The organism is Cellvibrio sp. 25HG11W-0 (assembly GCF_057815475.1).
The window spans coordinates 1328737-1353716 of the sequence record NZ_CM174230.1 but is presented as its reverse complement, the minus strand read 5'-3'; the positions used below and the strand labels follow the sequence as shown (position 1 = coordinate 1353716).

Here is a 24980-nt window from a genome sequence, read left to right as displayed (position 1 = left end):
CTAGTGCTCACGCGTTGCACGAAAAACCACATCGGGGTGCCGCTCTTGTGTCAGCGACAAGTTCACACGCGAAGGAGCCAAATAGGTAAGGTGGCCGCCGCCATCAAGTGCTAGGTTTTCACCGCACTTATTTTTAAACTCTTCCAACTTTTTGCTATCTTTGCAATCACACCAACGTGCTGTAGTGACGCTCACTGGCTCGTATATAGCTTCAACCTTGTATTCATCTTTCAACCGATAGGTCACCACTTCAAACTGCAATACACCCACAGCCCCTACCACAATATCGTTGTTGTTGACGGGAAAGAAAACTTGTGTTGACCCTTCTTCTGAAAGCTGCTGCAAACCTTTCTGCAGCTGCTTCATTTTGAGCGGGTCTTTTAAACGAATACGCCGAAATAATTCAGGGGCAAAATGCGGGATACCCGTGAATTTCAAGTTCTCGCCTTCTGTAAAAGTATCGCCAATTTGAATGGTGCCGTGATTGTGTAAGCCGATAATATCGCCAGCCATTGCTTCTTCTACTGCACTGCGATCACCCGCCATAAAGGTCACGGCATCAGCAATTTTTATATCCTTACCAAGTCGCACATGACGCATTTTCATCCCTTGGGTATAAACCCCAGAGCAGACACGCATGAACGCAATGCGATCGCGATGCTTAGGATCCATGTTTGCCTGTATTTTAAAAATAAAACCGCTGAACTTAGTCTCGCTCGGTTTTACTTCGCGCTCATGCGTAGCCCTTGCGCGCGGCGTTGGTGCCCACTCCACAAAGCCATCGAGCATTTCGCGCACACCAAAGTTACCTAATGCCGTACCAAAAAATACCGGCGTCATACGCCCAGCCAAATATTCTTCTAAATTGAATTGATTCGTGGCGCCACGCACAAACTCAATTTCATCTCGCACATCACTCGCATAGCTGCCCAGCAACTTAGTCGCTTCCTCGCTCGCCAAGCCTTTAATTTGAATATCATCTGGGATGGTATGCCCCATACCCGATTGATACACATGAATTACATCAGTATAAAAGTTGTATACGCCAACAAAGTCTTTACCTGTGCCCAAAGGCCAGTTTATCGGTGCTGCATTGATTTTTAATACGCTTTCAATTTCATCTAGCAGCTCAACCGTGTCGCGACTTTCACGATCCATTTTGTTGAGGAACGTTAAAATAGGGGTATCCCGCAGACGGCAAACTTCCATTAGTTTGATGGTGCGATCTTCCACACCTTTTGCACCATCGATCATCATCAAGACCGAATCCACAGCGGTCAAGGTACGATAGGTATCTTCCGAAAAGTCTTCGTGGCCGGGAGTATCGAGCAAATTTACAACTCGCCCTTTATAGGGAAACTGCATTACCGAAGAGGTTACCGAAATCCCCCGCTCCTGCTCCATGCTCATCCAGTCAGATTTGGCATGAGGGCCACGCTTCCCTTTGACCGAACCAGCCAACTGAATCGCATTACCCCACAGCAACAATTTTTCAGTAACAGTCGTTTTACCCGCATCTGGGTGAGAAATAATGGCGAAGGTACGACGCTTGGCCAGTTCAGCAGTTAAATTAATCATAAACTTCAACAAAGTAAGATAATAAAAACTCCCCGTGAAGATCACAGGGAGCAAAGTAAATAACGCACAATTATACCTAAGCTAACACACCAGCCTCAGAGCACAGAGTTTCTAAGGAGAGCAGCTTGAGGTGCACTCTGGGCCAAATGTTTTTTGAGCCATAGCCACGCCCACAAACCCAAGCCTATATTTGCCAAGGCTGTGGCGACAAACAACCCCGTTAAACCCCACCAATGCTGGCCCAGCCACGCCAAAGGAAGATAAACATAGAGCACACGCCCGGCCGATAAAATCATCGCTGGCCAAGGGCGCCCCAACCCATTAAATGCCGCGTTAACTGACATAACTAGGCCATAGGCCCCATAACTTATAGGCACTATAGCTAAATAGGTTACGGCCACCTCAATCACTTGACCGTGATTACCGAAAACGCTGGCGATTTCGCGTCCAAACACCCCGAGTAACAAAGCAATGAGCACACCAAACACCAAGCAAAACCAGGTTAGATCGCGCTGCGCTTCATGCAAACGATCAAACTTAGTCGCCCCAAAATTTTGTCCAAAAAACGGCCCTATAACGCCGGATAAGGCATAAAACACTATAAGAGCTAATGGTTCTATACGCATAGCTATTCCTAGGCCTGCTACCGCATCTGTGCCATAACCGGCGGCCATGGCAACCACTATGGCGCTGGCAAATGGGATTATGACATTAGCAAACATGGCTGGTAAGCCGACCTCAACAATTCTGGCCCATGACACACGCAGCAGTGTCCAAGAGACAAATGGGTTGACCAACATGCGCACTCGGTAATGCAAAATATAAAGAGCGACCAGCAACATAAGCACACGGGTTAGCAGTGTCGCCAAGGCCGCGCCTTGTAGCCCTAACGCAGGAAATCCCCACAGACCAAAAATCAACAAGGGATCCAATGCGACATTTAGCAGCGCAGCGCCCCCCATCAAGTAACCCTGTACTTGGCTCATCCCCATCGCGCGCAATGCTGACAGACACACCATAGGCACCATAAGACAAGGCGCGCTGAAAAACCAAATTTCCATATAAGAGCGAATTAATGGCAGTAGCTCAGGTGTAGCGCCAAGCAATAAGAATAATGGCTCTAAGCACAACCAACCCAATATGCACACGCTGGCGGAAATTATAAACGTGAGACTCATGGCATCGGTCGCCAATCGGCGTGCTTTTTGTGCATCGCCCTCGCCTATAGCGCGCGCTACTGCTGAAGATGTTCCTGCTCCCATTCCAATACCAAGGCTGGTCAACACCATGATGACGGGGAACGTAAAACTCAGCGCCGTTAAGGGCGCGCGCCCCAATTGGGCGATAAAAAAAGTCTCTACGGCGTTGAGCGACATAGTCGCCATAAGCCCCCAGACTAAAGGCAGCGCTAAACTTTTCAGCTGAGAGGAGACTTTGCCCTCAATCAGAGTCGGTTCCAAAGAATGCGCCATAAGCCTGCAAAAAATCCGTTCAAAAAAAGGGCTGCAGTATACACCAGAGACAGCTCTCTTCCGGCGAAATCTACCTCAGGTGTGCGACAAAGTGTCGCACACTGGAAAAGCTCTTGGCCTCCATCCATTCGCATAACATGGCTATAATCGCCATTCATTTAAGGGTTATACCAATTATGTTCATCCCAGCCCCTTTTAGCTTGGCGACACACACACAGCACCTCAGCTACTGGGTTGTAATTCGCACCCTTGTGTTGCTCTGTCTTTGCAGCGCAACGCTTGGCTGCCTCTGGCAAGGAGCAATCAAATTACCCTACCAACCTATTCTCATAACACTTAGCCTAATGGCCGCGCTGAATTGGCTTACCTTTATTCGACTAAAACAGCCCTTGGCCGTAAGTTCGTTAGAATTTCTAATTCAGCTGGTGTTGGATATACTTGCCCTCAGTGTTCTTTTTTACTTTAGTGGCGGCGCTAACAATCCTTTTATTTCCTATTTTTTGGTTCCTATTTGTGTTGCTGCGGCAACGCTGAGCGGGCGCGCCACATTGCTCATTACTGCTATAGCTGCGGTGAGTTACTCCCTATTATTATTTTTCAATACCCCCCTTCCAGTACTCTCCCCTCACGCAGAACACATGCATAAGGCCTTAAGCCCACACATTCTCGGCATGTGGTTAAACTTTTTTATCAGCGCCGGCTTAATAACTTTCTTTGTTGTACGTATGGCGCGCGACCTCCGCGCACAAGAAGCGATTATTACGCGCAAACGGGAAGATGAGCTGCGCGATGAACAACTTATGGCAGTTGCCACACTTGCTGCTGGCACGGCCCATGAATTAGGTACGCCTCTCTCAACTATGAAGCTTTTACTTGGAGAGCTGCGCGATGAACACCAAGAACAAGCTAATTTACAGGCCGATTTAATATTACTAACGCAACAAGTTGAACAATGCGCAAGCATTTTGCGCAAACTTGTAAATAAAGCAGAGCAGACAAAAGATGGGCTAATCGCTGAAAAAACATTGCTCGATTACTGCAATGTTCTACTTGAAGGCTGGCAGATTTTGCGACCTGAGGTTAATGCGAAAATTCAATTCGATACACAATCACCCAGCACTCTCTGCCACTTTCATCCGACTATCGCACAGGCGTTAATCAACCTGCTGAACAACGCCGCTGACGCCAACCCAAACCACCTTGGTATCGAAATATCTTGGAGTAGTAATGAGCTCACATGGATTATTACCGACCAAGGGCATGGTATCCCTGAAGAAATAAATCCATATCTCGGCAAAAAAATTATCGAGAATAGACCTCAGGGTTTAGGTATTGGATTATTTCTTACCCAGGCCACAATCACACGTTATGGTGGTCAGGTTGAATACAGCAATGGCGTGCCTAAGGGCACAATTACCCGTGTTAGCCTTCCGTTAAGGTGTAATTGATGAAACGAGCTGTCATGGCATCACAACTTGATTTCTTAATTGTTGATGATGATCGAGTACACACGCAAATATTGGAACGCGCACTAACTCGGAGAGGCTTTAGTGTACAAACAGCTGCTGATTTAACTGAGGCTAAAGAATTAGCCCAGCGCTACAATTTTGCAAAAGCGATTGTCGACCTGAAGTTAGGTAGTGATTCTGGCTTGGCGTTAATTCACACACTCAAAACCCTACAGCCGGAATTACTTATTGTGATGCTTACCGGTTACTCCAGTATTTCTACTGCAGTTGATGCAATCAAGCTCGGCGCCACTCACTATCTGTGTAAACCTGCAGATGCAGATGAAATCCTTGCAGCGTTCTCTCATACACAGCAAGATGAAATCACTACAGCTGACTACACACCTATTTCGGTGGGGCGTTTAGAATGGGAACATATCCAAAAAATACTACAAGAAAATAATGGCAATATTTCAGCAACTGCCCGTAGTTTAGGTATGCACAGGCGCACGCTCCAGCGAAAACTGCAAAAGCGCCCGGTGCGAAATTAGCAGGGATTTTAAACGAATAGATCTTTAAGGCTTAAAGCTGCGCGGCCATTAAAATTGCATCTTCACGGCCATTCACCGTTGGATAGTAGTTTTTACGCACACCAAGTTCGAAAAAACCTTCTTTAGAATAAAGCTCAATCGCTTTGCGATTAGATTCACGTACCTCTAGAAAAAGCATATCAGCTTTATCTTTCACACAGGTTATCGCATGCTGGACTAAACAACTGCCAATGCCCTTACGCTGATACTTAGGTGCAACTGATATATTTAACAACTCTGAATCGCCACCACCCTGAGTCACCACCACATAGCCAACCAATATATTCCCATACTCAGCGAGCCAACACTTTTGTCGCCCCTTCAAGCAGTCTTCGAAGCTCGATTGACGCCAAGGGTGAGAATGCGCGCTGCGCTCCACTGCCATAACCAGCGGAATATCCTGTTCTTTCAGTAAACGCAGGGACAGTTCAAGCCCAGACTCACAGGTAATTGTCACTGCAGCTGTCTCAATTGTACTTAGAAAGTTAGTCATAAGATTTAAACATGCCGAATAAAAAAATTAACGCACGCAAGACCAAAGTTTCGCTTTTAGCAAAGGTGTCTGTAGTAGCTCATTTAAGCTGGGTAAAATAATGGCATTCAGTTGAGTATTAATCGATACCCCTTGCCAACGCAGCTCTTGCGGGCTTTGATCTGCGGCTAAAAAATAACGTGCTGCATTATCCCCCATCAACCAAAGTCTATTAATAGGACGCAATTCCGCTTCCACCGCCAACCAAGTTTGCAATTCACTACGTGCATCTTCAGCAGTTCGCGATACAAAACGATTCTCCACCATCGGCCAACTCAACACTTCTTCCGCCGGCCGAGCTTGTACGTCTTTGAATAAAACTCGCATTAGGTTGGATAGCAACATATCAGTAGGCAAGGCCAAGCGTGTATTGCGCGAATCAATAATTAAAAAGCCAGGTAAAGGTCGCCAAATACTCAATGAAAATGACGCTAATGCGACAACCTTTGGAGGAGTTTCAAACTGTTGAAGGATTGAAGCCGCAGAAATTGGCGCAGCCGTCACCGAGCTTACTTTAGGCGACCCCACCAAATCCGCCAATACATTCATGGCCGCTACAGGACTTGGAGTGCTTGATTGAATATTTCCCAGCACATCATCAGAGCGAATAACGGTATTAGAAACAATTCCCCTCGCTTTGCTTAATGAATCAGTCGCAACCAATTCCGGCATTTCACATGCAAAAGATTCTGGCGCTATAGGTAAGCGCCAGCGCGGCATATAATTTTCTATACCAAAAGCGGAAAGATAAGCTTGCCGATTCAATTCATGCATTAGATGTTAAATACCGCCGTGCTGTGGATGCGATTTGCTCGCGCGCGAAGCCAGTAAATTTAATGCGTGCAAATAAGCCTTAGCTGAAGCAGTCACTATATCGGTATCCGCCCCGACCCCATTCACTATGTGCCCATCTTTCTCCAAACGCACAGTGACATCACCGAGAGAATCCGTTCCCTTAGTAATAGCATTAACGGAATAGAGCAGTAAATTCGCTCCGCTTTGCGCGATAGTTTCAATCGCCTTAAACGTTGCATCCACTGGGCCAGAGCCTATGGCTTCGGCCTGCTTTTTCTCTCCATGATGACTTAATTCTATTTTTGCAAACGGACTCTGGCCCGTTTTACAAGCAACTTCCATTGCGCCTAAGGTATAAGCTTCGACAAATGTATGTGCATGGCTAACCAATGACTGTAAGTCCTCATCAAAAATCTCATGCTTTTTATCGGCTAAATCTTTAAATTTTGCAAAAGCTTCATTGAGCGCATTAGCATCTGCAAAAATTATCCCTAAAGCTTCAAAGCGCGCTTTAACCGCTGCGCGCCCAGAATGCTTACCCAAGACAAGCTTATTGGTATTCCAGCCGACATCTTCAGCGCGCATAATTTCATAGGTTTCGCGATGCTTAAGAATACCGTCCTGGTGAATACCTGATTCATGTGCAAAAGCATTAGCACCTACAATAGCTTTATTAGGCTGCACAGGAAAACCCGTAATACTCGATACCAAACGCGATGTAGGTACTATATGGCTGGTATCGATATAGGTCTCAACTGGCATAAGATCCTTGCGCGTCTTAACAGCCATCACAATCTCTTCTAGCGCTGCATTGCCCGCGCGCTCGCCCAATCCATTGATAGTACATTCGACTTGTCGCGCACCATGCATAACCGCCGATAAAGAGTTGGCTACTGCTAAACCTAAGTCGTTATGACAGTGAGTGGAGAAAATCGCTTTATCCGCGTTAGGAACATTTTCAATAAGGCGACGAAACATCAGGCCATACTCGCCGGGTTCGCCATAACCTACGGTATCAGGCAAGTTAATTGTGCGCGCTCCTGCGTCAATAACCGACTCAATAATACGGCACATAAATTCAAACTCAGAACGGCTAGCATCCTCAAGTGAAAACTCTACGTCGTCGGTAAAATTACGCGCGAGTTTAATGGCTGCTATCGCCTGCTCTAAAACTTTCGGTGGTTCCATTTGCAACTTGTACTTCATGTGAATTGGTGAAGTCGCAATGAACGTGTGAATTCGACCAGAGTTCGCAGGCTTTATAGCCTCTGCTGCACGCTCTATATCGCCTTTAACAGCACGAGCTAAACTACATACCGTCGAATCTTTAATGACCGAAGCTACAGCACGTATTGATTCAAAATCGCCTTGGCTCGCAATTGCAAAACCGGCTTCAATAACATCGACACGCATCTTTTCAAGCATCTTCGCAATACGCACCTTTTCATCCAGCGTCATTGACGCTCCAGGACTTTGTTCTCCATCGCGTAGCGTCGTATCAAAGATGACTAATTTGTCTTTCTGGCTCATGGTCATTACCCAATAAAAAAATATGCGCGAATTATAAAACAAGCAGATGAAAGAAAAGTGGTTTAAAACGAATTAATCAGACTAGCAACGGAAAAAGAGCATAAAAAAACGCCCTGCTGATGCCAGCAGGGCGTTTAGAGTTTAAGAGCTTGACGATGACCTACTCTCACATGGGGAAACCCCACACTACCATCGGCGCTAAGTCGTTTCACTTCTGAGTTCGGTATGGGATCAGGTGGTTCCAACTCGCTATGGTCGTCAAGCAATTCTGTATGTGTTCGGAGGTCTTAGGATGTTGTATGAACATCGGCCTCGATTGACACAAATAGGGTGGTGGCATGTAAAGTTAATATGGGTGGTACTTGCTGTATGAATGCCTGTGTTATCTGGACACAAAGTCCGGCAAACCTTTAACCGTAAACAGTCGATTCTGTTATATGGTCAAGCCGCACGAGCAATTAGTATTGGTTAGCTCAACGCATCGCTGCGCTTCCACACCCAACCTATCAACGTCGTAGTCTTCAACGGCTCTTTAGGGGACTTAAAGTCCCAGGGAGATCTCATCTTGAAGGAGGCTTCCCGCTTAGATGCTTTCAGCGGTTATCCCGTCCGAACATAGCTACCGGGCAGTGCCATTGGCATGACAACCCGAACACCAGAGGTTCGTTCATTCCGGTCCTCTCGTACTAGGAACAACTCTTCTCAAATCTCCAACGCCCACGGCAGATAGGGACCGAACTGTCTCACGACGTTCTAAACCCAGCTCGCGTACCACTTTAAATGGCGAACAGCCATACCCTTGGGACCGGCTTCAGCCCCAGGATGTGATGAGCCGACATCGAGGTGCCAAACACCGCCGTCGATGTGAACTCTTGGGCGGTATCAGCCTGTTATCCCCGGAGTACCTTTTATCCGTTGAGCGATGGCCCTTCCATACAGAACCACCGGATCACTAAGACCTACTTTCGTACCTGCTCGACATGTCTGTCTCGCAGTCAAGCGTGCTTTTGCCTTTACACTAACCTCATGATTTCCGACCATGATTAGCACACCTTCGTGCTCCTCCGTTACTCTTTGGGAGGAGACCGCCCCAGTCAAACTACCCACCATACACTGTCCGCAACCCCGATAAGGGGCCGGCGTTAGAACCTCAAATATACCAGGGTGGTATTTCAAGGACGGCTCCATCAAGACTAGCGTCATGACTTCAAAGCCTCCCACCTATCCTACACAGATAGATTCAAAGTTCAGTGCAAAGCTATAGTAAAGGTTCACGGGGTCTTTCCGTCTAGCCGCGGGTACACGGCATCTTAACCGCGATTTCAATTTCACTGAGTCTCGGGTGGAGACAGCGCCCCCATCATTACGCCATTCGTGCAGGTCGGAACTTACCCGACAAGGAATTTCGCTACCTTAGGACCGTTATAGTTACGGCCGCCGTTTACCGGGGCTTCGATCAAGAGCTTCGCTTACGCTAACCCCATCAATTAACCTTCCGGCACCGGGCAGGCGTCACACCCTATACGTCCACTTACGTGTTTGCAGAGTGCTGTGTTTTTAATAAACAGTTGCAGGGGCCTGGTATCTTCGACCGCCCTCAGCTTAGGGAGTAAATCCCATCACCAAAGGCGGTGCACCTTCTCCCGAAGTTACGGTGCCATTTTGCCTAGTTCCTTCACCCGAGTTCTCTCAAGCGCCTTGGTATTCTCTACCTGATCACCTGTGTCGGTTTGGAGTACGGTCTCTTTTTACCTGAAGCTTAGAGGCTTTTCTTGGAAGCATGGCATCAAGCACTTCATGTTCCGAGGAACACTCGTCATCAGTTCTCAGCCTTAGGCGCCCGGATTTACCTAAGCACCCAGCCTACGACCTTAAACACGGACAACCAACGCCGTGCTGCTCTAGCCTTCTCCGTCCCCCCATCGCAGTAAAAAGCGGTACAGGAATATTAACCTGTTTTCCATCGACTACGCGTTTCCGCCTCGCCTTAGGGGCCGACTAACCCTGTCCCGATTAACGTTGGACAGGAAACCTTGATCTTCCGGCGGGGGAGTTTTTCACTCCCCTTATCGTTACTCATGTCAGCATTCGCACTTCTGATACCTCCAGCAAGCTTCTCAACTCACCTTCAACGGCTTACAGAACGCTCCCCTACCATGCACAAAGTGCATCCGCAGCTTCGGTTGCTAGTTTTAGCCCCGTTACATCTTCCGCGCAGGCCGACTCGACTAGTGAGCTATTACGCTTTCTTTAAAGGGTGGCTGCTTCTAAGCCAACCTCCTAGCTGTCTAAGCCTTCCCACATCGTTTCCCACTTAACTAGCATTTGGGACCTTAGCTGGCGGTCTGGGTTGTTGCCCTCTTGACAACGGACGTTAGCACCCGCTGTCTGTCTGCCATGATTGCACTCCGCGGTATTCGTAGTTTGCATGGGGTTGGTAAGTCGGGATGACCCCCTAGCCCAAACAGTGCTCTACCCCCGCGGGTGAGACATGACGCACTACCTAAATAGTTTTCGGGGAGAACCAGCTATCTCCCGGCTTGATTAGCCTTTCACCCCTATCCACAAGTCATCCCCTAATTTTTCAACATTAGTGGGTTCGGACCTCCAGTCAGTGTTACCTAACCTTCATCCTGCCCATGGATAGATCGCCGGGTTTCGGGTCTATTGCCAGCGACTAGACGCCCTATTAAGACTCGCTTTCGCTACGGCTCCCCTATACGGTTAACCTTGCCACTGACAATAAGTCGCTGACCCATTATACAAAAGGTACGCAGTCACAGAACAAGTCTGCTCCTACTGCTTGTACGCACACGGTTTCAGGATCTATTTCACTCCCCTCACAGGGGTTCTTTTCGCCTTTCCCTCACGGTACTGGTTCACTATCGGTCAGTTGGGAGTATTTAGCCTTGGAGGATGGTCCCCCCATGTTCAAACAGGATATCACGTGTCCCGTCCTACTCGATTTCACTTATAAGGCCTTTTCGTGTACGGGGCTATCACCCTGTATCGCCGCACTTTCCAGAGCGTTCCACTAAAACCAAATAAGCTTAAGGGCTGCTCCCCTTTCGCTCGCCGCTACTAAGGGAATCTCGGTTGATTTCTTTTCCTCCGGGTACTTAGATGTTTCAGTTCCCCGGGTTCGCTTCGCATAGCTATGTATTCACTATGCGATACCTACCTTACGGTAAGTGGGTTTCCCCATTCGGACATGTTAGGATCAAAGCGTGTTTGCCAGCTCCCCTAACCTTTTCGCAGGCTCCTACGTCCTTCATCGCCTCCAACTGCCTAGGCATCCACCGTGTGCGCTTAGTCGCTTGACCATATAACACAAGCGACTGCTTTACGATTAACACTTAGTTCGATTTATCCCCGATAAAAGAATAAATCTCATGAGTATGATTCGCCGGACTTTTGTGTAGAGATACACAAGACATCCATAAATCAGCAATTATTAACTTTACATTCCACCTTGTTAAAGAGCATCTGGCGTAAAAACCAGTCAACTAAGTTCTTTCTTTTCTTTTTTTGCCTCAGACCTTTAGTGCATTCTTCTTTCGAAGTGCGGACCAAAGAGTCCAAAAAAAGAAAAAAATCAGTTGACTGACTTCTTCTAAATAACAGTGAAATTGGTGGAGCTATGCGGGATCGAACCGCAGACCTCCTGCGTGCAAGGCAGGCGCTCTCCCAGCTGAGCTATAACCCCGTGTTTGTAGAGATTGGTAGGCCTGGGCAGACTTGAACTGCCGACCTCACCCTTATCAGGGGTGCGCTCTAACCAGCTGAGCTACAGGCCTATAATCAGTAAGCGACAAGTTTAGCCTCAAGGTTGCTTGAGCTCCGCTTGTAGCTTATGGCTTGTAGCTTGCAGATGTTTTCACTGCTATTCCAGTTGATCAAGCAATGCGTGTGAGCACTTACAGAGATGTTGGCGAATCGTTTAAGGAGGTGATCCAGCCCCAGGTTCCCCTAGGGCTACCTTGTTACGACTTCACCCCAGTCATGAATCACACCGTGGTAACCGTCCCCCTTGCGGTTAGACTAGCTACTTCTGGTGCAACCCACTCCCATGGTGTGACGGGCGGTGTGTACAAGGCCCGGGAACGTATTCACCGTAACGTTCTGATTTACGATTACTAGCGATTCCGACTTCATGGAGTCGAGTTGCAGACTCCAATCCGGACTACGAGACGTTTTATGGGATTAGCTCCACCTCGCGGCTTGGCAACCCTTTGTACGCCCCATTGTAGCACGTGTGTAGCCCAGGTCGTAAGGGCCATGATGACTTGACGTCATCCCCACCTTCCTCCGGTTTGTCACCGGCAGTCCCCTTAGAGTTCCCGACATTACTCGCTGGCAACTAAGGGCAAGGGTTGCGCTCGTTACGGGACTTAACCCAACATCTCACGACACGAGCTGACGACAGCCATGCAGCACCTGTCTTAGAGTTCCCGAAGGCACCAATCCATCTCTGGAAAGTTCTCTAGATGTCAAGACCTGGTAAGGTTCTTCGCGTTGCGTCGAATTAAACCACATGCTCCACCGCTTGTGCGGGCCCCCGTCAATTCATTTGAGTTTTAATCTTGCGACCGTACTCCCCAGGCGGTCTACTTAGTGCGTTAGCTGCGCCACTAAGAGCTCAAGGCTCCCAACGGCTAGTAGACATCGTTTACGGCGTGGACTACCAGGGTATCTAATCCTGTTTGCTCCCCACGCTTTCGTACCTCAGTGTCAGTATGAGTCCAGGGTGTCGCCTTCGCCACTGATGTTCCTCCAGATATCTACGCATTTCACCGCTACACCTGGAATTCCACACCCCTCTACCCTACTCTAGCTTGCCAGTTCTAACTGCAATTCCCAGGTTGAGCCCGGGGATTTCACAGCTAGCTTAACAAACCACCTACGTACGCTTTACGCCCAGTAATTCCGATTAACGCTTGCACCCCTCGTATTACCGCGGCTGCTGGCACGAAGTTAGCCGGTGCTTCTTCTGTGGGTAACATCAATTGATTCACGTATTAAGTGAACCACCTTTCTCCCCACTGAAAGTGCTTTACAACCCTAAGGCCTTCTTCACACACGCGGCATGGCTGGATCAGGCTTGCGCCCATTGTCCAATATTCCCCACTGCTGCCTCCCGTAGGAGTCTGGACCGTGTCTCAGTTCCAGTGTGACTGATCATCCTCTCAGACCAGTTACGGATCGTAGCCTTGGTAGGCCTTTACCCCACCAACTAGCTAATCCGACGCGGGCTCATCCAATAGCGAGAGGTCCGAAGATCCCCCCCTTTCCCCCGTAGGGCGTATGCGGTATTAGCAGTCGTTTCCGACTGTTGTCCCCCACTACTGGGCAGATTCCCACGCGTTACTCACCCGTCCGCCGCTTTACTCAGTCCGAAAACCTTTCGCGCTCGACTTGCATGTGTTAGGCCTGCCGCCAGCGTTCAATCTGAGCCATGATCAAACTCTTCAGTTTAAAATCATTTGTTATCTTCTAGGCGAACCTATTAGACAACTAAAACTTTGCTCAGATGCTGACTCTCAAATTTACATTACTGTTTGTTTGCGAGCACTACATCTGATAATTGGTTCTCACCAATCACCTCCGCAAGTGCCCACACGCATTGCTTGATCTAGCTGTTAAAGAACCGGTGAGCGCTTGGCTCGAACCGTGGGAGGCGCATTCTACAGCATTCCTTCCCCTTGGCAAGCAGAATCTTCGATTCTTTTTGCTGCCACCCTTGATCAAAATCATAGGGTTACACTAATAGAAAAGCCCCACCAGCAGTCGCTGATGGGGCTTTAGAGTTTAAGAGCTTGACGATGACCTACTCTCACATGGGGAAACCCCACACTACCATCGGCGCTAAGTCGTTTCACTTCTGAGTTCGGTATGGGATCAGGTGGTTCCAACTCGCTATGGTCGTCAAGCAATTCTGTATGTGTTCGGAGGTCTTAGGATGTTGTATGAACATCGGCCTCGATTGACACAAATAGGGTGGTGGCATGTAAAGTTAATATGGGTGGTACTTGCTGTATGAATGCCTGTGTTATCTGGACACAAAGTCCGGCAAACCTTTAACCGTAAACAGTCGATTCTGTTATATGGTCAAGCCGCACGAGCAATTAGTATTGGTTAGCTCAACGCATCGCTGCGCTTCCACACCCAACCTATCAACGTCGTAGTCTTCAACGGCTCTTTAGGGGACTTAAAGTCCCAGGGAGATCTCATCTTGAAGGAGGCTTCCCGCTTAGATGCTTTCAGCGGTTATCCCGTCCGAACATAGCTACCGGGCAGTGCCATTGGCATGACAACCCGAACACCAGAGGTTCGTTCATTCCGGTCCTCTCGTACTAGGAACAACTCTTCTCAAATCTCCAACGCCCACGGCAGATAGGGACCGAACTGTCTCACGACGTTCTAAACCCAGCTCGCGTACCACTTTAAATGGCGAACAGCCATACCCTTGGGACCGGCTTCAGCCCCAGGATGTGATGAGCCGACATCGAGGTGCCAAACACCGCCGTCGATGTGAACTCTTGGGCGGTATCAGCCTGTTATCCCCGGAGTACCTTTTATCCGTTGAGCGATGGCCCTTCCATACAGAACCACCGGATCACTAAGACCTACTTTCGTACCTGCTCGACATGTCTGTCTCGCAGTCAAGCGTGCTTTTGCCTTTACACTAACCTCATGATTTCCGACCATGATTAGCACACCTTCGTGCTCCTCCGTTACTCTTTGGGAGGAGACCGCCCCAGTCAAACTACCCACCATACACTGTCCGCAACCCCGATAAGGGGCCGGCGTTAGAACCTCAAATATACCAGGGTGGTATTTCAAGGACGGCTCCATCAAGACTAGCGTCATGACTTCAAAGCCTCCCACCTATCCTACACAGATAGATTCAAAGTTCAGTGCAAAGCTATAGTAAAGGTTCACGGGGTCTTTCCGTCTAGCCGCGGGTACACGGCATCTTAACCGCGATTTCAATTTCACTGAGTCTCGGGTGGAGACAGCGCCCCCATCATTACGCCATTCGTGCAGGTCGGAACTTACCCGACAAGGAATTTCGCTACCTTAGGACCGTTATAGTTACGGCCGCCGTTTACCGGGGCTTCGATCAAGAGCTTCGCTTACGCTAACCCCATCAATTAACCTTCCGGCACCGGGCAGGCGTCACACCCTATACGTCCACTTACGTGTTTGCAGAGTGCTGTGTTTTTAATAAACAGTTGCAGGGGCCTGGTATCTTCGACCGCCCTCAGCTTAGGGAGTAAATCCCATCACCAAAGGCGGTGCACCTTCTCCCGAAGTTACGGTGCCATTTTGCCTAGTTCCTTCACCCGAGTTCTCTCAAGCGCCTTGGTATTCTCTACCTGATCACCTGTGTCGGTTTGGAGTACGGTCTCTTTTTACCTGAAGCTTAGAGGCTTTTCTTGGAAGCATGGCATCAAGCACTTCATGTTCCGAGGAACACTCGTCATCAGTTCTCAGCCTTAGGCGCCCGGATTTACCTAAGCACCCAGCCTACGACCTTAAACACGGACAACCAACGCCGTGCTGCTCTAGCCTTCTCCGTCCCCCCATCGCAGTAAAAAGCGGTACAGGAATATTAACCTGTTTTCCATCGACTACGCGTTTCCGCCTCGCCTTAGGGGCCGACTAACCCTGTCCCGATTAACGTTGGACAGGAAACCTTGATCTTCCGGCGGGGGAGTTTTTCACTCCCCTTATCGTTACTCATGTCAGCATTCGCACTTCTGATACCTCCAGCAAGCTTCTCAACTCACCTTCAACGGCTTACAGAACGCTCCCCTACCATGCACAAAGTGCATCCGCAGCTTCGGTTGCTAGTTTTAGCCCCGTTACATCTTCCGCGCAGGCCGACTCGACTAGTGAGCTATTACGCTTTCTTTAAAGGGTGGCTGCTTCTAAGCCAACCTCCTAGCTGTCTAAGCCTTCCCACATCGTTTCCCACTTAACTAGCATTTGGGACCTTAGCTGGCGGTCTGGGTTGTTGCCCTCTTGACAACGGACGTTAGCACCCGCTGTCTGTCTGCCATGATTGCACTCCGCGGTATTCGTAGTTTGCATGGGGTTGGTAAGTCGGGATGACCCCCTAGCCCAAACAGTGCTCTACCCCCGCGGGTGAGACATGACGCACTACCTAAATAGTTTTCGGGGAGAACCAGCTATCTCCCGGCTTGATTAGCCTTTCACCCCTATCCACAAGTCATCCCCTAATTTTTCAACATTAGTGGGTTCGGACCTCCAGTCAGTGTTACCTAACCTTCATCCTGCCCATGGATAGATCGCCGGGTTTCGGGTCTATTGCCAGCGACTAGACGCCCTATTAAGACTCGCTTTCGCTACGGCTCCCCTATACGGTTAACCTTGCCACTGACAATAAGTCGCTGACCCATTATACAAAAGGTACGCAGTCACAGAACAAGTCTGCTCCTACTGCTTGTACGCACACGGTTTCAGGATCTATTTCACTCCCCTCACAGGGGTTCTTTTCGCCTTTCCCTCACGGTACTGGTTCACTATCGGTCAGTTGGGAGTATTTAGCCTTGGAGGATGGTCCCCCCATGTTCAAACAGGATATCACGTGTCCCGTCCTACTCGATTTCACTTATAAGGCCTTTTCGTGTACGGGGCTATCACCCTGTATCGCCGCACTTTCCAGAGCGTTCCACTAAAACCAAATAAGCTTAAGGGCTGCTCCCCTTTCGCTCGCCGCTACTAAGGGAATCTCGGTTGATTTCTTTTCCTCCGGGTACTTAGATGTTTCAGTTCCCCGGGTTCGCTTCGCATAGCTATGTATTCACTATGCGATACCTACCTTACGGTAAGTGGGTTTCCCCATTCGGACATGTTAGGATCAAAGCGTGTTTGCCAGCTCCCCTAACCTTTTCGCAGGCTCCTACGTCCTTCATCGCCTCCAACTGCCTAGGCATCCACCGTGTGCGCTTAGTCGCTTGACCATATAACACAAGCGACTGCTTTACGATTAACACTTAGTTCGATTTATCCCCGATAAAAGAATAAATCTCATGAGTATGATTCGCCGGACTTTTGTGTAGAGATACACAAGACATCCATAAATCAGCAATTATTAACTTTACATTCCACCTTGTTAAAGAGCATCTGGCGTAAAAACCAGTCAACTAAGTTCTTTCTTTTCTTTTTTTGCCTCAGACCTTTAGTGCATTCTTCTTTCGAAGTGCGGACCAAAGAGTCCAAAAAAAGAAAAAAATCAGTTGACTGACTTCTTCTAAATAACAGTGAAATTGGTGGAGCTATGCGGGATCGAACCGCAGACCTCCTGCGTGCAAGGCAGGCGCTCTCCCAGCTGAGCTATAACCCCGTGTTTGTAGAGATTGGTAGGCCTGGGCAGACTTGAACTGCCGACCTCACCCTTATCAGGGGTGCGCTCTAACCAGCTGAGCTACAGGCCTATAATCAGTAAGCGACAAGTTTAGCCTCAAGGTTGCTTGAGCTCCGCTTGTAGCTTATGGCTTGTAGCTTGCAGATGTTTTCACTGCTATTCCAGTTGATCAAGCAATGCGTGTGAGCACTTACAGAGATGTTGGCGAATCGTTTAAGGAGGTGATCCAGCCCCAGGTTCCCCTAGGGCTACCTTGTTACGACTTCACCCCAGTCATGAATCACACCGTGGTAACCGTCCCCCTTGCGGTTAGACTAGCTACTTCTGGTGCAACCCACTCCCATGGTGTGACGGGCGGTGTGTACAAGGCCCGGGAACGTATTCACCGTAACGTTCTGATTTACGATTACTAGCGATTCCGACTTCATGGAGTCGAGTTGCAGACTCCAATCCGGACTACGAGACGTTTTATGGGATTAGCTCCACCTCGCGGCTTGGCAACCCTTTGTACGCCCCATTGTAGCACGTGTGTAGCCCAGGTCGTAAGGGCCATGATGACTTGACGTCATCCCCACCTTCCTCCGGTTTGTCACCGGCAGTCCCCTTAGAGTTCCCGACATTACTCGCTGGCAACTAAGGGCAAGGGTTGCGCTCGTTACGGGACTTAACCCAACATCTCACGACACGAGCTGACGACAGCCATGCAGCACCTGTCTTAGAGTTCCCGAAGGCACCAATCCATCTCTGGAAAGTTCTCTAGATGTCAAGACCTGGTAAGGTTCTTCGCGTTGCGTCGAATTAAACCACATGCTCCACCGCTTGTGCGGGCCCCCGTCAATTCATTTGAGTTTTAATCTTGCGACCGTACTCCCCAGGCGGTCTACTTAGTGCGTTAGCTGCGCCACTAAGAGCTCAAGGCTCCCAACGGCTAGTAGACATCGTTTACGGCGTGGACTACCAGGGTATCTAATCCTGTTTGCTCCCCACGCTTTCGTACCTCAGTGTCAGTATGAGTCCAGGGTGTCGCCTTCGCCACTGATGTTCCTCCAGATATCTACGCATTTCACCGCTACACCTGGAATTCCACACCCCTCTACCCTACTCTAGCTTGCCAGTTCTAACTGCAATTCCCAGGTTGAGCCCGGGGATTTCACAGCTAGCTTAACAAACCACCTACGTACGCTTTACGCCCAGTAATTCCGATTAACGCTTGCACCCCTCGTATTACCGCGGCTGCTGGCACGAAGTTAGCCGGTGCTTCTTCTGTGGGTAACATCAATTGATTCACGTATTAAGTGAACCACCTTTCTCCCCACTGAAAGTGCTTTACAACCCTAAGGCCTTCTTCACACACGCGGCATGGCTGGATCAGGCTTGCGCCCATTGTCCAATATTCCCCACTGCTGCCTCCCGTAGGAGTCTGGACCGTGTCTCAGTTCCAGTGTGACTGATCATCCTCTCAGACCAGTTACGGATCGTAGCCTTGGTAGGCCTTTACCCCACCAACTAGCTAATCCGACGCGGGCTCATCCAATAGCGAGAGGTCCGAAGATCCCCCCCTTTCCCCCGTAGGGCGTATGCGGTATTAGCAGTCGTTTCCGACTGTTGTCCCCCACTACTGGGCAGATTCCCACGCGTTACTCACCCGTCCGCCGCTTTACTCAGTCCGAAAACCTTTCGCGCTCGACTTGCATGTGTTAGGCCTGCCGCCAGCGTTCAATCTGAGCCATGATCAAACTCTTCAGTTTAAAATCATTTGTTATCTTCTAGGCGAACCTATTAGACAACTAAAACTTTGCTCAGATGCTGACTCTCAAATTTACATTACTGTTTGTTTGCGAGCACTACATCTGATAATTGGTTCTCACCAATCACCTCCGCAAGTGCCCACACGCATTGCTTGATCTAGCTGTTAAAGAACCGGTGAGCGCTTGGCTCGAACCGTGGGAGGCGCATTCTACAGCATTCCTTCCCCTTGGCAAGCAGAATCTTCGATTCTTTTTGCTGCCACCCTTGATCAAAATCATAGGGTTACACTAATAGAAAAGCCCCACCAGCAGTCGCTGATGGGGCTTTAGAGTTTAAGAGCTTGACGATGACCTACTCTCACATGGGGAAACCCCACACTACCATCGGCGCTAAGTCGTTTCACTTCTGAGTTCGGTATGGGATCAGGTGGTTCCAACTCGCTATGGTCGTCAAGCAATTCTGTATGTGTTCGGAGGTCTTAGGATGTTGTATGAACATCGGCCTCGATTGACACAAATAGGGTGGTGGCATGTAAAGTTAATATGGGTGGTACTTGCTGTATGAATGCCTGTGTTATCTGGACACAAAGTCCGGCAAACCTTTAACCGTAAACAGTCGATTCTGTTATATGGTCAAGCCGCACGAGCAATTAGTATTGGTTAGCTCAACGCATCGCTGCGCTTCCACACCCAACCTATCAACGTCGTAGTCTTCAACGGCTCTTTAGGGGACTTAAAGTCCCAGGGAGATCTCATCTTGAAGGAGGCTTCCCGCTTAGATGCTTTCAGCGGTTATCCCGTCCGAACATAGCTACCGGGCAGTGCCATTGGCATGACAACCCGAACACCAGAGGTTCGTTCATTCCGGTCCTCTCGTACTAGGAACAACTCTTCTCAAATCTCCAACGCCCACGGCAGATAGGGACCGAACTGTCTCACGACGTTCTAAACCCAGCTCGCGTACCACTTTAAATGGCGAACAGCCATACCCTTGGGACCGGCTTCAGCCCCAGGATGTGATGAGCCGACATCGAGGTGCCAAACACCGCCGTCGATGTGAACTCTTGGGCGGTATCAGCCTGTTATCCCCGGAGTACCTTTTATCCGTTGAGCGATGGCCCTTCCATACAGAACCACCGGATCACTAAGACCTACTTTCGTACCTGCTCGACATGTCTGTCTCGCAGTCAAGCGTGCTTTTGCCTTTACACTAACCTCATGATTTCCGACCATGATTAGCACACCTTCGTGCTCCTCCGTTACTCTTTGGGAGGAGACCGCCCCAGTCAAACTACCCACCATACACTGTCCGCAACCCCGATAAGGGGCCGGCGTTAGAACCTCAAATATACCAGGGTGGTATTTCAAGGACGGCTCCATCAAGACTAGCGTCATGACTTCAAAGCCTCCCACCTATCCTACACAGATAGATTCAAAGTTCAGTGCAAAGCTATAGTAAAGGTTCACGGGGTCTTTCCGTCTAGCCGCGGGTACACGGCATCTTAACCGCGATTTCAATTTCACTGAGTCTCGGGTGGAGACAGCGCCCCCATCATTACGCCATTCGTGCAGGTCGGAACTTACCCGACAAGGAATTTCGCTACCTTAGGACCGTTATAGTTACGGCCGCCGTTTACCGGGGCTTCGATCAAGAGCTTCGCTTACGCTAACCCCATCAATTAACCTTCCGGCACCGGGCAGGCGTCACACCCTATACGTCCACTTACGTGTTTGCAGAGTGCTGTGTTTTTAATAAACAGTTGCAGGGGCCTGGTATCTTCGACCGCCCTCAGCTTAGGGAGTAAATCCCATCACCAAAGGCGGTGCACCTTCTCCCGAAGTTACGGTGCCATTTTGCCTAGTTCCTTCACCCGAGTTCTCTCAAGCGCCTTGGTATTCTCTACCTGATCACCTGTGTCGGTTTGGAGTACGGTCTCTTTTTACCTGAAGCTTAGAGGCTTTTCTTGGAAGCATGGCATCAAGCACTTCATGTTCCGAGGAACACTCGTCATCAGTTCTCAGCCTTAGGCGCCCGGATTTACCTAAGCACCCAGCCTACGACCTTAAACACGGACAACCAACGCCGTGCTGCTCTAGCCTTCTCCGTCCCCCCATCGCAGTAAAAAGCGGTACAGGAATATTAACCTGTTTTCCATCGACTACGCGTTTCCGCCTCGCCTTAGGGGCCGACTAACCCTGTCCCGATTAACGTTGGACAGGAAACCTTGATCTTCCGGCGGGGGAGTTTTTCACTCCCCTTATCGTTACTCATGTCAGCATTCGCACTTCTGATACCTCCAGCAAGCTTCTCAACTCACCTTCAACGGCTTACAGAACGCTCCCCTACCATGCACAAAGTGCATCCGCAGCTTCGGTTGCTAGTTTTAGCCCCGTTACATCTTCCGCGCAGGCCGACTCGACTAGTGAGCTATTACGCTTTCTTTAAAGGGTGGCTGCTTCTAAGCCAACCTCCTAGCTGTCTAAGCCTTCCCACATCGTTTCCCACTTAACTAGCATTTGGGACCTTAGCTGGCGGTCTGGGTTGTTGCCCTCTTGACAACGGACGTTAGCACCCGCTGTCTGTCTGCCATGATTGCACTCCGCGGTATTCGTAGTTTGCATGGGGTTGGTAAGTCGGGATGACCCCCTAGCCCAAACAGTGCTCTACCCCCGCGGGTGAGACATGACGCACTACCTAAATAGTTTTCGGGGAGAACCAGCTATCTCCCGGCTTGATTAGCCTTTCACCCCTATCCACAAGTCATCCCCTAATTTTTCAACATTAGTGGGTTCGGACCTCCAGTCAGTGTTACCTAACCTTCATCCTGCCCATGGATAGATCGCCGGGTTTCGGGTCTATTGCCAGCGACTAGACGCCCTATTAAGACTCGCTTTCGCTACGGCTCCCCTATACGGTTAACCTTGCCACTGACAATAAGTCGCTGACCCATTATACAAAAGGTACGCAGTCACAGAACAAGTCTGCTCCTACTGCTTGTACGCACACGGTTTCAGGATCTATTTCACTCCCCTCACAGGGGTTCTTTTCGCCTTTCCCTCACGGTACTGGTTCACTATCGGTCAGTTGGGAGTATTTAGCCTTGGAGGATGGTCCCCCCATGTTCAAACAGGATATCACGTGTCCCGTCCTACTCGATTTCACTTATAAGGCCTTTTCGTGTACGGGGCTATCACCCTGTATCGCCGCACTTTCCAGAGCGTTCCACTAAAACCAAATAAGCTTAAGGGCTGCTCCCCTTTCGCTCGCCGCTACTAAGGGAATCTCGGTTGATTTCTTTTCCTCCGGGTACTTAGATGTTTCAGTTCCCCGGGTTCGCTTCGCATAGCTATGTATTCACTATGCGATACCTACCTTACGGTAAGTGGGTTTCCCCATTCGGACATGTTAGGATCAAAGCGTGTTTGCCAGCTCCCCTAACCTTTTCGCAGGCTCCTACGTCCTTCATCGCCTCCAACTGCCTAGGCATCCACCGTGTGCGCTTAGTCGCTTGACCATATAACACAAGCGACTGCTTTACGATTAACACTTAGTTCGATTTATCCCCGATAAAAGAATAAATCTCATGAGTATGATTCGCCGGACTTTTGTGTAGAGATACACAAGACATCCATAAATCAGCAATTATTAACTTTACATTCCACCTTGTTAAAGAGCATCTGGCGTAAAAACCAGTCAACTAAGTTCTTTCTTTTCTTTTTTTGCCTCAGACCTTTAGTGCATTCTTCTTTCGAAGTGCGGACCAAAGAGTCCAAAAAAAGAAAAAAATCAGTTGACTGACTTCTTCTAAATAACAGTGAAATTGGTGGAGCTATGCGGGATCGAACCGCAGACCTCCTGCGTGCAAGGCAGGCGCTCTCCCAGCTGAGCTATAACCCCGTGTTTGTAGAGATTGGTAGGCCTGGGCAGACTTGAACTGCCGACCTCACCCTTATCAGGGGTGCGCTCTAACCAGCTGAGCTACAGGCCTATAATCAGTAAGCGACAAGTTTAGCCTCAAGGTTGCTTGAGCTCCGCTTGTAGCTTATGGCTTGTAGCTTGCAGATGTTTTCACTGCTATTCCAGTTGATCAAGCAATGCGTGTGAGCACTTACAGAGATGTTGGCGAATCGTTTAAGGAGGTGATCCAGCCCCAGGTTCCCCTAGGGCTACCTTGTTACGACTTCACCCCAGTCATGAATCACACCGTGGTAACCGTCCCCCTTGCGGTTAGACTAGCTACTTCTGGTGCAACCCACTCCCATGGTGTGACGGGCGGTGTGTACAAGGCCCGGGAACGTATTCACCGTAACGTTCTGATTTACGATTACTAGCGATTCCGACTTCATGGAGTCGAGTTGCAGACTCCAATCCGGACTACGAGACGTTTTATGGGATTAGCTCCACCTCGCGGCTTGGCAACCCTTTGTACGCCCCATTGTAGCACGTGTGTAGCCCAGGTCGTAAGGGCCATGATGACTTGACGTCATCCCCACCTTCCTCCGGTTTGTCACCGGCAGTCCCCTTAGAGTTCCCGACATTACTCGCTGGCAACTAAGGGCAAGGGTTGCGCTCGTTACGGGACTTAACCCAACATCTCACGACACGAGCTGACGACAGCCATGCAGCACCTGTCTTAGAGTTCCCGAAGGCACCAATCCATCTCTGGAAAGTTCTCTAGATGTCAAGACCTGGTAAGGTTCTTCGCGTTGCGTCGAATTAAACCACATGCTCCACCGCTTGTGCGGGCCCCCGTCAATTCATTTGAGTTTTAATCTTGCGACCGTACTCCCCAGGCGGTCTACTTAGTGCGTTAGCTGCGCCACTAAGAGCTCAAGGCTCCCAACGGCTAGTAGACATCGTTTACGGCGTGGACTACCAGGGTATCTAATCCTGTTTGCTCCCCACGCTTTCGTACCTCAGTGTCAGTATGAGTCCAGGGTGTCGCCTTCGCCACTGATGTTCCTCCAGATATCTACGCATTTCACCGCTACACCTGGAATTCCACACCCCTCTACCCTACTCTAGCTTGCCAGTTCTAACTGCAATTCCCAGGTTGAGCCCGGGGATTTCACAGCTAGCTTAACAAACCACCTACGTACGCTTTACGCCCAGTAATTCCGATTAACGCTTGCACCCCTCGTATTACCGCGGCTGCTGGCACGAAGTTAGCCGGTGCTTCTTCTGTGGGTAACATCAATTGATTCACGTATTAAGTGAACCACCTTTCTCCCCACTGAAAGTGCTTTACAACCCTAAGGCCTTCTTCACACACGCGGCATGGCTGGATCAGGCTTGCGCCCATTGTCCAATATTCCCCACTGCTGCCTCCCGTAGGAGTCTGGACCGTGTCTCAGTTCCAGTGTGACTGATCATCCTCTCAGACCAGTTACGGATCGTAGCCTTGGTAGGCCTTTACCCCACCAACTAGCTAATCCGACGCGGGCTCATCCAATAGCGAGAGGTCCGAAGATCCCCCCCTTTCCCCCGTAGGGCGTATGCGGTATTAGCAGTCGTTTCCGACTGTTGTCCCCCACTACTGGGCAGATTCCCACGCGTTACTCACCCGTCCGCCGCTTTACTCAGTCCGAAAACCTTTCGCGCTCGACTTGCATGTGTTAGGCCTGCCGCCAGCGTTCAATCTGAGCCATGATCAAACTCTTCAGTTTAAAATCATTTGTTATCTTCTAGGCGAACCTATTAGACAACTAAAACTTTGCTCAGATGCTGACTCTCAAATTTACATTACTGTTTGTTTGCGAGCACTACATCTGATAATTGGTTCTCACCAATCACCTCCGCAAGTGCCCACACGCATTGCTTGATCTAGCTGTTAAAGAACCGGTGAGCGCTTGGCTCGAACCGTGGGAGGCGCATTCTACAGCATTCCTTCCC

At 49.4% G+C, this 24980-nt stretch carries 7 protein-coding genes, 6 tRNA genes and 9 rRNA genes; 2 read left to right on the top strand and 20 right to left on the bottom strand.

Going from position 1 to position 24980, the window contains the following annotated elements; all coding sequences use genetic code 11:
• Together AC0KUT_RS05580 and AC0KUT_RS05575 are read right to left on the bottom strand one after the other, a co-directional pair.
• Complete coding sequence (locus tag AC0KUT_RS05580) at nucleotides 1–1578, bottom strand: peptide chain release factor 3 (RefSeq protein WP_488834188.1); 1578 nt, start codon at nucleotides 1576–1578, stop codon at nucleotides 1–3.
• 95 nt (nucleotides 1579–1673) lie between these two features.
• Complete coding sequence (locus AC0KUT_RS05575; RefSeq protein ID WP_488834186.1) at nucleotides 1674–3038, bottom strand: MATE family efflux transporter; 1365 nt, start codon at nucleotides 3036–3038, stop codon at nucleotides 1674–1676.
• A gap of 188 nt (nucleotides 3039–3226) precedes the next feature.
• On the opposite strand from AC0KUT_RS05575, the gene AC0KUT_RS05570 reads away from it, so the two are divergent.
• The gene (locus AC0KUT_RS05570) at nucleotides 3227–4498 is read left to right on the top strand and encodes an ATP-binding protein (RefSeq protein ID WP_488834185.1); all 1272 of its coding nucleotides are present in this window, start codon (nucleotides 3227–3229) and stop codon (nucleotides 4496–4498) included.
• Nucleotides 4498–5049, top strand: coding sequence for a response regulator transcription factor (locus AC0KUT_RS05565; protein WP_488834184.1), 552 nt, complete (start codon nucleotides 4498–4500; stop codon nucleotides 5047–5049). The genes AC0KUT_RS05570 and AC0KUT_RS05565 overlap by 1 nt, the downstream gene beginning before the upstream one ends.
• A gap of 31 nt (nucleotides 5050–5080) precedes the next feature.
• Here the strand turns inward: AC0KUT_RS05565 and rimI are convergent, their stop codons facing one another.
• The 18 genes from rimI to AC0KUT_RS05475 all read right to left on the bottom strand — a co-directional run bounded on the left by rimI (nucleotide 5081) and on the right by AC0KUT_RS05475 (nucleotide 24754).
• The gene (rimI, locus tag AC0KUT_RS05560) at nucleotides 5081–5581 is read right to left on the bottom strand and encodes a ribosomal protein S18-alanine N-acetyltransferase (protein ID WP_488834183.1); all 501 of its coding nucleotides are present in this window, start codon (nucleotides 5579–5581) and stop codon (nucleotides 5081–5083) included.
• Nucleotides 5582–5608: 27 nt separating this feature from the next.
• Nucleotides 5609–6340 carry a hypothetical protein gene (locus AC0KUT_RS05555; protein WP_488834181.1) on the bottom strand — a complete coding sequence of 244 codons (732 nt, stop codon included), beginning with the start codon at nucleotides 6338–6340 and terminating at the stop codon, nucleotides 5609–5611.
• A gap of 60 nt (nucleotides 6341–6400) precedes the next feature.
• A complete protein-coding gene (locus tag AC0KUT_RS05550; RefSeq protein ID WP_488834180.1) occupies nucleotides 6401–7945 on the bottom strand; it encodes a 2-isopropylmalate synthase in 1545 nt (514 codons plus the stop codon).
• 147 nt (nucleotides 7946–8092) lie between these two features.
• Nucleotides 8093–8208 (bottom strand): 5S ribosomal RNA (gene rrf, locus AC0KUT_RS05545).
• A gap of 174 nt (nucleotides 8209–8382) precedes the next feature.
• Nucleotides 8383–11268: ribosomal RNA gene (locus AC0KUT_RS05540) — 23S ribosomal RNA — on the bottom strand.
• Nucleotides 11269–11575: 307 nt separating this feature from the next.
• Nucleotides 11576–11651, bottom strand: a tRNA-Ala gene (locus tag AC0KUT_RS05535).
• A 14-nt stretch (nucleotides 11652–11665) separates the two neighbouring features.
• Nucleotides 11666–11742, bottom strand: a tRNA-Ile gene (locus AC0KUT_RS05530).
• Between the two features lie 144 nt (nucleotides 11743–11886).
• A 16S ribosomal RNA gene (locus AC0KUT_RS05525) occupies nucleotides 11887–13420 on the bottom strand.
• A 339-nt stretch (nucleotides 13421–13759) separates the two neighbouring features.
• Nucleotides 13760–13875: ribosomal RNA gene (rrf, locus tag AC0KUT_RS05520) — 5S ribosomal RNA — on the bottom strand.
• Between the two features lie 174 nt (nucleotides 13876–14049).
• Nucleotides 14050–16935, bottom strand: a 23S ribosomal RNA gene (locus AC0KUT_RS05515).
• A 307-nt stretch (nucleotides 16936–17242) separates the two neighbouring features.
• Nucleotides 17243–17318, bottom strand: a tRNA-Ala gene (locus tag AC0KUT_RS05510).
• A gap of 14 nt (nucleotides 17319–17332) precedes the next feature.
• A tRNA-Ile gene (locus AC0KUT_RS05505) sits at nucleotides 17333–17409 on the bottom strand.
• A gap of 144 nt (nucleotides 17410–17553) precedes the next feature.
• Nucleotides 17554–19087: ribosomal RNA gene (locus AC0KUT_RS05500) — 16S ribosomal RNA — on the bottom strand.
• Nucleotides 19088–19426: 339 nt separating this feature from the next.
• A 5S ribosomal RNA gene (gene rrf / locus AC0KUT_RS05495) occupies nucleotides 19427–19542 on the bottom strand.
• 174 nt (nucleotides 19543–19716) lie between these two features.
• Nucleotides 19717–22602, bottom strand: a 23S ribosomal RNA gene (locus AC0KUT_RS05490).
• 307 nt (nucleotides 22603–22909) lie between these two features.
• Nucleotides 22910–22985, bottom strand: a tRNA-Ala gene (locus tag AC0KUT_RS05485).
• Between the two features lie 14 nt (nucleotides 22986–22999).
• Nucleotides 23000–23076: transfer RNA gene (locus AC0KUT_RS05480), tRNA-Ile, on the bottom strand.
• A 144-nt stretch (nucleotides 23077–23220) separates the two neighbouring features.
• Nucleotides 23221–24754, bottom strand: a 16S ribosomal RNA gene (locus AC0KUT_RS05475).
• The 16S, 23S and 5S rRNA genes sit together here with 6 tRNA genes alongside, the layout of an rRNA operon.
• Nucleotides 24755–24980: the final 226 nt, after the last annotated feature.